Here is an 11,563-nt window from a genome sequence, read left to right as displayed (position 1 = left end):
GTTGCATAATCCTGGGTATAACCCTTGCATTCGTCCCAGCCACTGGCATGGCGGCCCCGTGTCCGGCAGCCATGCCCGTGGCTGGGGAGCTTTCCTCGGGCTTCGGGCCCCGCCATGGCCGGATGCATTCGGGGATCGACTTGCGGGCCCCGGAAGGCACGACGGTGATCGCGGCCGGGCGAGGGGTTGTGCTTTTCGCCGGGCGCTACTTCGACTACGGCCTGATGGTCGAGATTGAACATCCGGACGGCTCACGCGCGCGTTACGCCCATCTTGCCCGCTTCGCGCCAGGCATCCGCGCTGGAACGCTTGTGAACGCGGCAGTGGAGATCGGCGTCGTTGGACGCACCGGACGCACCACCGGGGCCAACCTGCATGTCGAACTCCGCCGCGGGGGCAGGCCCGAGAACCCCTGGCCCTGGCTGACGCGAACCGCATGCGTGCCTTTGACCGAGGTCGCGGAAGCTCCGACAGCGCAATGAAATCTCTCGCGATCTACCTCGCGGCTGCCGCGGCCGAGATCGCCGGCTGTTATGCGATCTGGACCAGGTGGCGGCTCGGCGGGTCTATTGGCTGGGCTGCTGCTGGCGTCGTATCTCTTGCCCTGTTCGGCTGGCTGCTGTCGCTGACGGATGTGGAGAGCGCCGGCCGGGCCTTCGCGGTCTATGGCGGCATCTACATCGCGGCTTCGCTGGTCTGGCTGCGGGCGGTGGAGGGCGTTTCGCCCGATCGCTGGGACCTGATCGGTGGCGCCGTCTCCGTCATTGGCGCGCTGATCATCCTCTACGGACCGCGCCAAGCATGAGGCGCATCTGGGCAGAACTGCGCGCGCCTGTCTCGGCGCTGGTGCTGCTCGGGATCATCGCGCGCCTGTTGCTGCCGCTGCCGGCCTTCGCGACGGTGGAGCGTTCGGCCTTCGACGCGCTGCTGCGTTCATCGCTCTGCCTGCCCTCCGGACAACCCGGACCCGCGGAGGAAGAACAGGCTCCGCATGCGGCGCCGGCCGGGCATTGCCCACTGTGCCGTCTGCCGGATGGTGCCTGGGCGCTGCCGCCGGCCGACGTCGTTCTGCATCAGCCCGCTTGGGTGAACCTCGAACAGGCTCGTCCGCCTGGCCGTCGGCTCGTTTTCTCGCCGCCAGCGCGTGGCCCGCCGCCAGCGCGTGCACCGCCCACACCTCCGAATATCGGCTGATCGTCATCGCCGGCGTCGTGCGCCGGCTGCTTTCCATTCCGATTCGGAGTTCTCCTTCATGCGTCGCACTTTCCTGCGCGCGGCCCTCATGGCCGGCGCGACCCTCACTGCCTCTGCTCTGCCATCCGGGTCTGCCACCGCGCATGATTTCCGCGCCGGCGACCTGCAGATCGGCCATCCCTGGACGCGCGCGGTCACGGCCAGCGCCCCGACCGCGGCGGGTTACATGACCATCCGCAACACCGGCAGCGTCGCCGATCGGCTTGTTGGAGCCGAGATGTCGCGGGTGAACAAGGTCGAGCAGCACGAGATGACCTTGACTGACGGCATCATGCGCATGCGCCCAATCCCTGGCGGGATCGCCATTCCGCCCGGGCAAGAGGTCCGCCTCGCACCTGGCAGCCAGCACCTGATGCTGGTCGGCCCGCAGGGCGGCTTCACCCAGGGTGCGCGCATCCCACTCACGCTGGTGTTCGAGCGGGCCGGGCGCGTCGAAGTCGAACTTGCGGTCGAAGCAGCCGGCGCGCGCGGCTCCGGCCACGACGGGCATTGAGGCCGTGCGATGAAGCTCTTGCGCCTGATGCGTTGGCTCGCCTGGGGTGCCGTCGCTGTCGTGGGTTTCGCTCTCCTGGCGACCACCGGCGGCTGGCTGGTGACCGATGGGCCCTTGGCTCCCGAACGTGTCGCAACCGGCCCGTCGAGCCTTGCGATCGGCGGGCCATTCCGACTGACTGACCACCGCGGCCGGCCCGTGACCGAGCAGGATTTCCGCGGACGGCCTGTGGCGATCTTCTTCGGCTTCACGTCGTGTCCCGATGTCTGCCCGACCACCCTCAATGAGATGACGAGCTTCATCGAGGCCATGGGTGCGGATGCGGATCGGATCCAGTGGCTGTTCGTGAGTGTGGACAGCGAGCGCGACACACCGCAGGCGATGGCCAACTACCTCGAAGCCTTCGATCGGCGGATCACGGGCCTGTCTGGCACCGAGCCGCAGATTGCGGAGGCTGCGCGAAGCTTTCGCGTCTATTACCAGCGCGTTCCGCTGGAGGGCGGTGGCTACACGATGGACCACTCGGCGAGCATCTTCCTGCTGGATGCCGAGGGGCGCTTCGCCGGGACGGTCGACTACAAGGAGAGCGAGCGGGTCGCGTTGGAGAAACTGCGGCTGCTGGTGGGTCAGAATTGACGACGAGGGAGGGCACACTGAGCCTCTCGCTTGACTTGACGACTCCCACCGCCAAGTCGCCTTCAGCAACGGGGTCACGATGAGTGTCTGTCCGCAGACATCTTGATTCCTTTGAGTCACCTGTGATTCGCTCGGCTGGAGCGATTTGCGGAGGCGTTGCGGATGTGGACGACGGAGAACCGGTCCCGGTATGACCGGCGCGGGTTGCGCTACCCGAGTGACATGACCGATGCGGATTGGGCGCTGATCGCTGGGATGATCCCGCCGGCGAAGCGCGGCGGCAACGCGCGGACGGTGAACCTGCGCGAGGTGGTCAACGGTCTGCTCTACGTGCTCGGCACCGGCTGCCGGTCGCGTGCGATCCCGAAGGACCTGCCGCCGCGCAGAATGCTGCATGGGGCAAGAAGCGCCACGTCCTTGTCGACATGCTCGGTCTGATGCTGCACGCGGTGGTGCACAGCGCTGGTCTGCAAGACCGTGACGGCGGCGTGTTGGTGATGGCGACCTTGTTCAGGATGTTCCCTTTCCTGCGCAAGCTCTCCGCCGATGCCGGCTACCAGGGGCCGAAGTTCCAAGCCGCACTGAAGCGCGTGTTGCGCCAGGTGCAGATCCAGATCGTCAGGTGCTCCGACACAGCGCAGGGATTCGAGGTGCTGCCCCGGCGATGGGTCGTCGAACGCACCATCGCATGGCTCAATCGATGGCGCCGCCTCGCCAAGGACTGGGGGAACCTCAGCCGCACCGCGCTCGCATTCCTCCGCCTCGCATCCATTCGCCTCATGATGCAAAGGCTCTGCCAACCTTGAAAATGTTCGCGGACCGACTCTGAGACGTCACCATAGAGATGTCACGCGGATCAGCCGTGCCGCATCGCTAAACCAAGAATGACAGTTGGGCGTCAGAGATACTTGGTGAGCGCCTTGAGATCATCGATGGGCCCGCGATTGGCGCGCGGGATCGCGCCGACCATATGGTCCAAGCAATGGTCGAGATGGTCATGGATGAGGGTGCGCTTGGCGTTCGCAATCGCCGCTTCGACGGCGTGGAGCTGCTGCGCAATGTCCAGGCATGCCCGGCCCGCCTCGATCATCTCTACCACGCTGCGTAGATGACCCTCGGCCCGCTTCAGGCGCTTGGCGATCTCCGGGTGGGAGCCGTGGACATGGCGATCATTCATGAGTCTGTCCTATCCTCCTGGTAGGGATACCGTCAATCTGCAATCTGTCGCCGCGATGGCCGATTGGAGCAGCATCGCGGCATGAGGGCGTTTCGACCCATACTCAGGCTGCTGCTCGTGGCGCTGCTGATCAGCACCTTCGCGCCGCCCCTCGCCGCGGTGTCGACGCACATTGCCGGTGACCATGTCCACGCCACCGACGATCCGGGTCTGCCCGGGTCCCACGATGCTGCCGATCATGCGATCACAGACCATGTGCATGAGGCGGTGACCGTGCGCCTGACCTCCTTGGCACCGCGCTGGATGGCGCGTGCCCGGCTCGGAATACTGGGTCAGGACAACTTTGCGCCGGCGCCACGCAGCAGGATGGAACGGCAACCCCGCGGGCTGGACTGAGCAACCCTTGCCGTCGTCTTCGGACGGTTTCTTCCTTATCTCACCTGAGCGGTCTCATCTCATGATTTCCACCGTCGCGGGCGCCACGCGCCTTTCGCGAATTCCATGGCTATGCGTCCTGGTCCTCGGCCTCACCCTGCTCGGCGCCACCGCCGAGGCGCTCGCCCATGCCGTCGCCGAGGGCGACAAGGGCTACATCCAGGAGATCACCGGGGTTAACCTGCTGCCGTTCGTCTACCTGGGCGCCAAGCAGATGATGACGGGCTACGACCACATCCTGTTCCTGTTCGGTGTGATCTTCTTCCTCTATCGGCTGCAGCATATCGCCCTCTATGTGAGCCTGTTCTCGCGCCGGCCGGAGCTGCTGGAGCGGGGCAAGGCTTATTTCCTGCGGCGCGGCGCCAGCAGCATCCTGATCGCGCGTTTCGTCCCGGTGATGCGTTCCACCGTGCCGATTGCCGCCTGGATGCTCGGCATGGGGGCCGGGCGGTTCTATGCCGCCAACATTGCCTCCGCGCTGGTCTGGGCGCCAGCGCATGTCCTGCCGGGCGTGCTGGCGGCCACGGCTTTGGCGGGTGCCGGCGCCATCAGCCTGCGGCTGGGGCTGGCGATCGCCTTGCTTCTGGCCCTGCTACTGGCGACGCTGAAGGGGCTGCGGGCAGCGGCCCTGTTCGGACATCGCTGGGTCGGGCAAGGCCGCGCCGCGCTCGCCGCCTGGGCGGCGCCGCGGCGCGATCTCGCGGGCCGCCTCGGGCGCCTCGCGGCCGCGCCGGAGCATGCGGGGCTTCGTGGCAGCGCCCTGCTGATCGCGCTGGCCGCCTTCTGCCTGCTGGCCTTCCTGGCGCTGCTGGAAGGCGTGGTCGGGCGCGAGGCGATCGTCCGTGTCGATGCCGCGGTGCTGACGCTGGTCGGATCGCTGCACACCCAATGGACCGATCCTGTGATGCTGGCCGCAACGCGGCTTGGCGACACCGCGATGAACCTGGTGGTCAGCGGCGCGATGATCGGCTGGCTGCTGGTCCGGCGCCAGTTCCGGCTGGGCGCCGGGGTACTGGTCGCCATAGCCGCGACGGCGGCGCTGATGACCGCGATCAAGCTCGGCGTCCATGCCGGACGCCCGCCGTTGGTGACCCCGATTGCTCCCGGCTTCTCTTTCCCCAGCGGCCACAGCACGATGGCGGTGGTGACACTGGGGCTGCTCGCCTGGCTCGTCGCCGGCGGGCCAGGGGGGCGGTGGCGCCGGCTGGCGCTGGCCCCGATCCTGGCGCTGATCGTCCTGATCCCGTTCTCGCGCGTATATCTGGCCGCGCATTGGCCGTCCGATGTCGTGGGCGGGATGCTGCTGGGTGCGGCCGTGGTGGCGGGCTTCGCGCTCGTGTTCCGCGATCTTCGGCACGAGGCCGTGGCGCCCTTGGCGATGGCGGCCGTGGTGGGGGTGCTGCTGTTCGGCGTTGGCGGCGCGCGGATCGCCACGCATATCGGCCCTGACATGGCCGTGCTGCGCGGCAATGAATTGCGGCCGAGCCTGCTGGCCGAGCCCTGGCTGGCGGGCGGTTGGCGAAGCCTGCCCGCCCATCGCAGCGACCTCGGCGGCGAGGACGAGGAACCCATCCTCCTGCAATGGCAGGGCTCGGCCGCCGCCCTCGCGGCGGCGCTCGCGGCTGATCGCTGGCAGAGCCTGCCGGGCTGGTCGGCGTCGGCGCTCGGCCGCATGATTGCCCCCGGCACGCCGGCCATGGACCTGCCGGCCATGCCGGTGATGGACCGCGGCAGGATTCCGGCGCTGACCCTGGCCCGGCCAGCCGGGTCTCCTGACCAGCGGCTTGTCCTGCGGGCATGGTCATCCGGCTGGCAGGATCCGGAGCGACCAGACCAGGCGCTGCTGATCGCGTCGGTGATGTCGGAGACTTTGGCCCCGATCGCGGGCGTGTTGTCCTTGCCCCGGCCAAGCGCGCAGGGCGATCGCACTGCAATCGGTGGCCTGGCCGCGGCCGTGCAGACGGACCGCGGCCTGGCGCCACGCGACGGCGGCTGCGGAGGCGTGCTGCGCCTCGGCCAGGCCGCGCCATGATGGCCCGGGCATGGCAGGCACTGCGCGCCTGGGCGCGAGACCTCAAGCGCGAGGTTCTGGCGCTTTACCTCGCCGCTCGCGACAAGCGAACGCCCTGGCTGGCGCGGGTGCTGGCCCTGATGGTCGCGGCCTATGCCCTCTCGCCGATCGACCTGATCCCGGATTTCATCCCGGTGCTGGGCTATCTCGACGACATCATCCTGGTGCCGCTCGGTATCTGGCTCGTGCTGCGGCTGATCCCCGACGAGCTGATCGCGGAGCATCGTGCCGCAGCCATGGCCATGGCGCGGCGCCCGGTTAGCAGGATTGCTGCGGCAGTTATCGCCATTGTCTGGATCGGTACAGCGGCGCTGCTGGTTTGGGCAGTCATAGCCTGATGTGGCGCGATGTTCTCCGAAACCTGGGTTCCTCATCGTCCCTTGACCTTCGCATGGGGGCAATCGCCATTTTCTCCGAGCCGACCTGGGACTGATGTCCAAGATGGTGCGGATAGGGCTCGCTAGCTGGATTTGCAGGGTATGCGCGACGCGCTTCCGCGGCGGTCGCAGCCCTGTATGCCGGGGATTGAGTCGCGCGGCCCAGTACGACGACAGATGGCGCGCCGAAGCGCAAGGCCGCCGAAGGCCGCTTCTCTTCGCGCGCCTATCCACGACGCTAGCATTCGTCGATTGCGAGCTCGCCGTTCCAGCGCTCCTAAATCGTCCCAGCCTGCTTCGGCATCTCCGCCGCGGCACCACCACGGGGACCGCATGTCGCTGCATCTACTCAAGGCCGAGACGACCGCGCGTGGCGCGCGCATGCTGCGTACGGCCTTCGGTCCCGGCATCGCGGCATGGCTCGAGGACCCGGCCGTCGTTGAGGTCATGCTCAACCCCGACGGCCGGCTGTGGATCGACCGACTCGCGGAAGGCCTCGCCGACACGGGCCAGCGGCTCGCCTTCGCCGATGGCGAGCGCATCATCCGCCTCGTGGCCCACCATGTCGGGGCGGAGGTGCATGCGGACCGCCCCTGCGTCTCGGCGGAGCTGCCCGAGACGGGTGAGCGCTTCGAGGGACTGCTGCCCCCGGTCGTCGCGGCCCCGGCCTTCGTGATCCGCAAGCCCGCCGTCGCCGTGTTCACGCTGGAGGACTACGCCGCCTCCGGCATCATGACGGCCACGCAGGCGGCCGCGCTACGCTGTGCGATCGCAGAACGCAGCAACATTCTAGTGGCTGGTGGTACCTCGACCGGCAAAACAACGCTGACCAACGCCCTGCTCGCCGAGGTGGCGCGCGAGGGCGGCCGTGTCGTGCTGATCGAGGACACGCGCGAGCTCCAGTGCCGCGCGCCGAACCTGGTCGCGCTGCGTACCAAGGATGGCGTCGTCTCGCTCTCAGAACTCGTCCGGCGCGCGCTCCGCCTGCGCCCCGACCGTATCCCCATCGGCGAGGTCCGAGGCGCCGAAGCGCTCGACCTCCTAAAGGCCTGGGGCACAGGCCACCCCGGCGGCATCGGCACCATCCACGCGGGCTCTGCTCTGGGCGCACTGCGTCGTCTTGAACAACTGATCCAGGAAGCCGTCGTCACCGTTCCGCGCGCTTTGATCGCCGAGACGATCGACGTCATCGCCGTGCTCGCCGGCCGCGGCGTGGACCGCCGCCTCGTTGAACTCGCCCAGGTCCGTGGCCTGACCTCAACCGGCGACTACGACCTCACCCCATCAGGAGATACCCCATGACATCCACGCTGCGCACGCGCCTCGCCGGCGCGGCCGCCTTTGCGCTCTGCCTCGCGCTTGCCGCGCCCGCCCAAGCCGCAGGCTCCAACATGCCCTGGGAGCAGCCGCTGCAGCAGGTGCTGGAATCAATCGAAGGGCCGGTCGCCAAGATCATCGCGGTGATCATCATCATCGTCACCGGCCTGACGCTGGCCTTCGGGGACACATCTGGCGGGTTCCGACGGCTGGTGCAGATCGTCTTCGGGATCTCGATCGCCTTCGCGGCGTCGAGCTTTTTCCTCTCCTTCTTCCAGTTCGGCGGCGGGGCGCTGATCTGATGGCCGCGCCGGCCGATCTCGTCCCGGGCTTTTCGGCGCCGGTGCACCGCGCGCTGATCGAGCCGATCCTGCTCGCCGGCGCGCCGCGCGCAGTCGCGATTGCCAACGGCACGATCGCCGCGGCGATCGGCCTCGGGCTGCGCCTTTGGGTCGCCGGCTTATTGATCGGGCTGGCTGGCCATCTCGCCGCCGTCTGGGCGGCTCGACGCGATGCGCAGTTCGTCGAGGTGGTGCGCCGGCACCTGCGCTACCCCGCCTGGCTGCGCGCGTGAGGCGGCGATGCTGAACCTCGCCGAGTACCGCACGAAACCCCAGACGCTGGCGGACTTCCTCCCTTGGGCCGCCCTGGTCGCACCCGGCGTGGTGCTGAACAAGGACGGCTCCTTCCAGCGCAGCGCACGCTTCCGGGGCCCCGACCTGGACAGCGCCACCCCAGCAGAGCTCGCCGCGACCGCCGCGAGGCTGAACGGCGCGCTGCGCCGCCTCGGGTCAGGCTGGGCGGTCTTCGCGGAGGCCCAGCGGGTGCCGGCGCGCGGCTACCCGGCCAGCACCTTCCCCGACCCCGTCTCGGCCCTGGTCGATGCTGAGCGTCGCGCCCAGTTCGAGGAGGCCGGCTCGCATTTCGAGAGCCGCTACTTCCTCACCTTCGCCTGGCTGCCCCCGGCCGACGACGCCACCCGCGCCGAGGGCTGGCTCTACGAGGGCACGGAAGGCGCAGACGCTGCCACCGGCCGCGAGGCGCTACGCGGCTTTATCGACCGAACCACCCGCGTGCTCGACCAGATCGAGGCCTTCGTGCCGGAGGCGGGATGGCTCGACGATGGTGAGACCCTGACCTTCCTGCACTCGACGGTCTCGACCCGCCGCCACCTGGTGCGCGTCCCCGAGACGCCGATGCACCTGGATGCGCTATTGGCTGAGCAGCCGCTGGTGGGCGGCCTCGCGCCCCGGCTCGGCGATGCGCATCTGCGCGTGCTGACCGTCATTGGCTTCCCGAGCGCCACCTTCCCCGGGATTCTTGACGAGCTGAACGCGCTCGCCTTCGAATATCGCTGGTGCACCCGCGCCATCTGCCTCGACCGGACAGATGCGCAGAGGCTGCTCACGCGCATCCGCCGGCAGTGGTTCGCCAAGCGCAAGTCGATCGCCGCCATCCTGAAGGAGGTGATGACCAACGAGCAGAGCGTGTTGTTGGACAGTGACGCCGCCAACAAGGCCGCCGATGCCGACGAGGCGCTCCAGGAGCTCGGCCAGGACATCGCCGGCTGGGCCTATGTCACAGCAACCGTGACGGTCTGGGACGAGGACGCCCGCGCGGCGGACGACAAGCTCCGCCTGGTCGAGAAGGTCATTCAGTCCCGCGACTTCACGGTCATCCGCGAGGGGGTGAACGCCGTCGAGGCATGGCTCGGCAGTCTTCCTGGCCATCTGTACGCCAATGTTCGGCAGCCGCCGATCTCGACGCTCAACCTCGCCCACATCGTGCCGATCTCGGCGGTCTGGGCAGGGCCGGAGCGGAACGAGCATCTCGGTGGCCCGCCGCTCTTCCATGCGCGGACGGAGGGCACGACGCCTTTCCGCTTCTCGCTGCATGTGGGGGATGTCGGGCACACGCTGGTCATCGGTCCGACCGGCGCGGGCAAGTCGGTGCTGCTGGCGCTGATGGCGCTGCAGTTCCGCCGCTACGCGGGCGCGCAGGTCTTCGCCTTCGACTTCGGAGGCTCGATCCGCGCGGCGGCGATCGCCATGGGTGGAGACTGGCACGACCTCGGCGGCGCGCTGGCTGGCGACATGGCCCAGCCTGTCGCGCTGCAACCGCTCGCGCGGATCGATGCGTCGGAGGAGCGCGCCTGGGCAGCGGAGTGGATCGCCGGCCTCCTCGCCCGCGAGGGTGTCGCGATCGATCCGGCGGTGAAGGACCACCTCTGGTCCGCGCTGACCAGCCTTGCCTCCGCGCCGACCCACGAGCGCACCGTGACCGGCCTTGCAGTGCTGCTCCAGTCTCAGGCGCTCAAGCGCGCGCTCGAGCCGTACACCCTAGCCGGCCCCTGGGGCAGGCTGCTGGACGCCGAGGCGGAGCGGCTGGGCGAGGCCGAAGTGCAGGCCTTTGAGACCGAGGGGCTCATCGGCACCGCCGCCGCCCCCGCTGTGCTGGCCTATCTCTTCCACGCCATCGGCCGGCGCCTCGACGGCCGCCCGACGCTCATCATCGTCGACGAGGGCTGGCTCGCGCTGGATGACGCCACCTTCGGCGCGCAGCTGCGCGAATGGCTCAAGACGCTCCGCAAGAAGAACGCCTCGGTGGTCTTCGCGACCCAGTCGCTGGCCGACGTGGACGGCTCGGCTATCGCGCCGGCGATCATCGAGAGCTGTCCGACGCGCGTCTTCCTGCCGAACGAGCGGGCGCTGGAGCCGCAGATCGCCGCCATCTACACGCGCTTCGGTCTGAATGACCGCCAGATAGAGATCCTCGCCCGCGCCACGCCCAAGCGCGACTATTACTGCCAGTCTCGCCGCGGCAATCGGCTCTTCGAGCTGGGGCTGTCGGAGGTTGCGCTCACCTTCTGCGCGGCCTCCTCCAAGACCGACCAGGCCGCCATCGCCGAGACCCTCGCCAGCCATGGCCACGCGGGGTTCGCACGCGCCTGGCTGCTGCGCCACGGCCTGGAATGGGCTGCCGAACTGCTGCCCGACCCTATGGAGGATTCTCCCCCATGATCCGCCGCCCAATTCACGCTGCGCTGATCGGTGCGGCCCTGCTAGGCCTCCCTCTTCCCGTCGCGGTCACACCCGCCATGGCACAACGGACGGTCTTCGACCCGTGGAACTACGCCCAGAACATCCTCTCCGCCGCCCGCGCACTCGACCAGATCAACAATCAGATCGCCTCGCTCCAGAACGAGGCGCAGATGCTGGTCAACCAGTCGCGCAATCTCACGAGCCTGCCCTATTCGTCGCTGGCGCGGCTTCAGCAGTCCTTCGCGCGGACGGAAATGCTGATCGCCCGCGCTCAGCGCCTCGCCTACGACGTAACGGACATCGAGCGCGCCTTCGCGCAGGGCTACGGCAGCGCCGCCTCGCTCGGCTCCAGCCAGCAGATGTACGCCAATGCCCGCGAGCGCTGGCAGACCTCGGTCGCGGGCTTCCAGGACGCGCTGATGACCCAGGCGACCGTGATGGGCAACCTGACCGGAACGCGCGCCGAGGCCGAGACGCTGATGAGCCAGAGCCAAGGCGCGACCGGTGCGCTTCAGGCGGCGCAGGCGGGCAATCAGCTTCTCGCTCTCCAGTCGCAACAGATCGCAGACCTCACGGCCGTCGTCGCCGCCCAGGGCCGGGCAGAAGCCTTGGAGGCCGCACGCGTCGCCAGCGGCGAGGAGCAGGCCCGCGAGCAGAGGGAGCGCTTTTTGGCACCCGGCGTCGGCTATCAGCCCGGCTCCGCCCGCATGTTCCATGGTCCCTGAGAGCGTATCGTGGCGCCACATCCCTGCCGCCCCCTGG

Annotated in this window: 14 protein-coding genes and 1 pseudogene; 14 read left to right on the top strand and 1 reads right to left on the bottom strand. The window is 68.6% G+C overall.

What is annotated here, in order from left to right; translation table 11 throughout:
* Positions 1-71: 71 nt before the first annotated feature.
* The 6 genes and pseudogenes from ACVFYP_RS25250 (at position 72) to ACVFYP_RS25225 (ending at position 3,189) form a co-directional block, all read left to right on the top strand.
* On the top strand, positions 72-482 hold the full coding sequence (locus ACVFYP_RS25250; protein ID WP_230411007.1) for a M23 family metallopeptidase: 411 nt from the start codon (positions 72-74) through the stop codon (positions 480-482).
* A complete protein-coding gene (locus ACVFYP_RS25245) occupies positions 479-805 on the top strand; it encodes a YnfA family protein (RefSeq protein ID WP_168049723.1) in 327 nt (108 codons plus the stop codon). Before ACVFYP_RS25250 ends, ACVFYP_RS25245 begins: the two co-directional genes overlap by 4 nt.
* Positions 802-1,194, top strand: coding sequence for a hypothetical protein (locus ACVFYP_RS25240; protein ID WP_168049722.1), 393 nt, complete (start codon positions 802-804; stop codon positions 1,192-1,194). The genes ACVFYP_RS25245 and ACVFYP_RS25240 overlap by 4 nt, the downstream gene beginning before the upstream one ends.
* A 58-nt stretch (positions 1,195-1,252) precedes the next feature.
* A complete protein-coding gene (locus tag ACVFYP_RS25235) occupies positions 1,253-1,747 on the top strand; it encodes a copper chaperone PCu(A)C (RefSeq protein ID WP_168049721.1) in 495 nt (164 codons plus the stop codon).
* A 9-nt stretch (positions 1,748-1,756) separates the two neighbouring features.
* Positions 1,757-2,383: an SCO family protein gene (locus tag ACVFYP_RS25230; RefSeq protein WP_216879211.1), complete on the top strand. Its 627-nt coding sequence runs from the start codon at positions 1,757-1,759 to the stop codon at positions 2,381-2,383.
* Between the two features lie 162 nt (positions 2,384-2,545).
* Positions 2,546-3,189: pseudogene (locus ACVFYP_RS25225) on the top strand (transposase).
* 92 nt (positions 3,190-3,281) lie between these two features.
* On the opposite strand, the gene ACVFYP_RS25220 reads toward ACVFYP_RS25225, so the two are convergent.
* Positions 3,282-3,560: a metal-sensing transcriptional repressor gene (locus ACVFYP_RS25220; RefSeq protein WP_168049719.1), complete on the bottom strand. Its 279-nt coding sequence runs from the start codon at positions 3,558-3,560 to the stop codon at positions 3,282-3,284.
* A 117-nt stretch (positions 3,561-3,677) separates the two neighbouring features.
* Here ACVFYP_RS25220 and ACVFYP_RS25215 point away from each other — a divergent pair, with 117 nt between their 5' ends.
* The 8 genes from ACVFYP_RS25215 (at position 3,678) to trbJ (ending at position 11,526) form a co-directional block, all read left to right on the top strand.
* Positions 3,678-3,956: a hypothetical protein gene (locus ACVFYP_RS25215; RefSeq protein ID WP_168049718.1), complete on the top strand. Its 279-nt coding sequence runs from the start codon at positions 3,678-3,680 to the stop codon at positions 3,954-3,956.
* A 61-nt stretch (positions 3,957-4,017) separates the two neighbouring features.
* A complete protein-coding gene (locus ACVFYP_RS25210; RefSeq protein WP_499202983.1) occupies positions 4,018-6,027 on the top strand; it encodes a bifunctional DedA family/phosphatase PAP2 family protein in 2,010 nt (669 codons plus the stop codon).
* Positions 6,024-6,404 (top strand): YkvA family protein, encoded by a 381-nt coding sequence (locus tag ACVFYP_RS25205; protein WP_168049716.1) that lies wholly within the window; start codon positions 6,024-6,026, stop codon positions 6,402-6,404. Before ACVFYP_RS25210 ends, ACVFYP_RS25205 begins: the two co-directional genes overlap by 4 nt.
* Before the next feature lie 372 nt (positions 6,405-6,776).
* Positions 6,777-7,745, top strand: coding sequence for a P-type conjugative transfer ATPase TrbB (gene trbB, locus ACVFYP_RS25200; RefSeq protein WP_168049715.1), 969 nt, complete (start codon positions 6,777-6,779; stop codon positions 7,743-7,745).
* Positions 7,742-8,062, top strand: coding sequence for a TrbC/VirB2 family type IV secretion system protein (locus tag ACVFYP_RS25195; protein ID WP_168049714.1), 321 nt, complete (start codon positions 7,742-7,744; stop codon positions 8,060-8,062). The genes trbB and ACVFYP_RS25195 overlap by 4 nt, the downstream gene beginning before the upstream one ends.
* Positions 8,062-8,334 carry a VirB3 family type IV secretion system protein gene (locus tag ACVFYP_RS25190; RefSeq protein ID WP_499202982.1) on the top strand — a complete coding sequence of 91 codons (273 nt, stop codon included), beginning with the start codon at positions 8,062-8,064 and terminating at the stop codon, positions 8,332-8,334. The genes ACVFYP_RS25195 and ACVFYP_RS25190 overlap by 1 nt, the downstream gene beginning before the upstream one ends.
* 7 nt (positions 8,335-8,341) lie before the next feature.
* Positions 8,342-10,780, top strand: a complete 2,439-nt coding sequence (gene trbE, locus ACVFYP_RS25185; protein ID WP_499202981.1) for a conjugal transfer protein TrbE — start codon at positions 8,342-8,344, stop codon at positions 10,778-10,780.
* Positions 10,777-11,526 carry a P-type conjugative transfer protein TrbJ gene (gene trbJ, locus ACVFYP_RS25180; RefSeq protein ID WP_499202980.1) on the top strand — a complete coding sequence of 250 codons (750 nt, stop codon included), beginning with the start codon at positions 10,777-10,779 and terminating at the stop codon, positions 11,524-11,526. The genes trbE and trbJ overlap by 4 nt, the downstream gene beginning before the upstream one ends.
* Positions 11,527-11,563 lie beyond the last annotated feature (37 nt).

It is taken from the genome of Roseomonas sp. F4 (genome assembly GCF_053891155.1).
This window is presented reverse-complemented; position numbering and strand designations above follow the sequence as displayed.

Coding starts and splice junctions, on each gene's coding strand:
- ACVFYP_RS25250 (WP_230411007.1), top strand. CDS start 72: ATGCCCGTGGCTGGGGAGCTTTCCTCGGGCTTCGGGCCCCGCCATGGC.
- ACVFYP_RS25245 (WP_168049723.1), top strand. CDS start 479: ATGAAATCTCTCGCGATCTACCTCGCGGCTGCCGCGGCCGAGATCGCC.
- ACVFYP_RS25240 (WP_168049722.1), top strand. CDS start 802: ATGAGGCGCATCTGGGCAGAACTGCGCGCGCCTGTCTCGGCGCTGGTG.
- ACVFYP_RS25235 (WP_168049721.1), top strand. CDS start 1,253: ATGCGTCGCACTTTCCTGCGCGCGGCCCTCATGGCCGGCGCGACCCTC.
- ACVFYP_RS25230 (WP_216879211.1), top strand. CDS start 1,757: ATGAAGCTCTTGCGCCTGATGCGTTGGCTCGCCTGGGGTGCCGTCGCT.
- ACVFYP_RS25220 (WP_168049719.1), bottom strand. CDS start 3,560: ATGAATGATCGCCATGTCCACGGCTCCCACCCGGAGATCGCCAAGCGC.
- ACVFYP_RS25210 (WP_499202983.1), top strand. CDS start 4,018: ATGATTTCCACCGTCGCGGGCGCCACGCGCCTTTCGCGAATTCCATGG.
- ACVFYP_RS25205 (WP_168049716.1), top strand. CDS start 6,024: ATGATGGCCCGGGCATGGCAGGCACTGCGCGCCTGGGCGCGAGACCTC.
- trbB (WP_168049715.1), top strand. CDS start 6,777: ATGTCGCTGCATCTACTCAAGGCCGAGACGACCGCGCGTGGCGCGCGC.
- ACVFYP_RS25195 (WP_168049714.1), top strand. CDS start 7,742: ATGACATCCACGCTGCGCACGCGCCTCGCCGGCGCGGCCGCCTTTGCG.
- ACVFYP_RS25190 (WP_499202982.1), top strand. CDS start 8,062: ATGGCCGCGCCGGCCGATCTCGTCCCGGGCTTTTCGGCGCCGGTGCAC.
- trbE (WP_499202981.1), top strand. CDS start 8,342: ATGCTGAACCTCGCCGAGTACCGCACGAAACCCCAGACGCTGGCGGAC.
- trbJ (WP_499202980.1), top strand. CDS start 10,777: ATGATCCGCCGCCCAATTCACGCTGCGCTGATCGGTGCGGCCCTGCTA.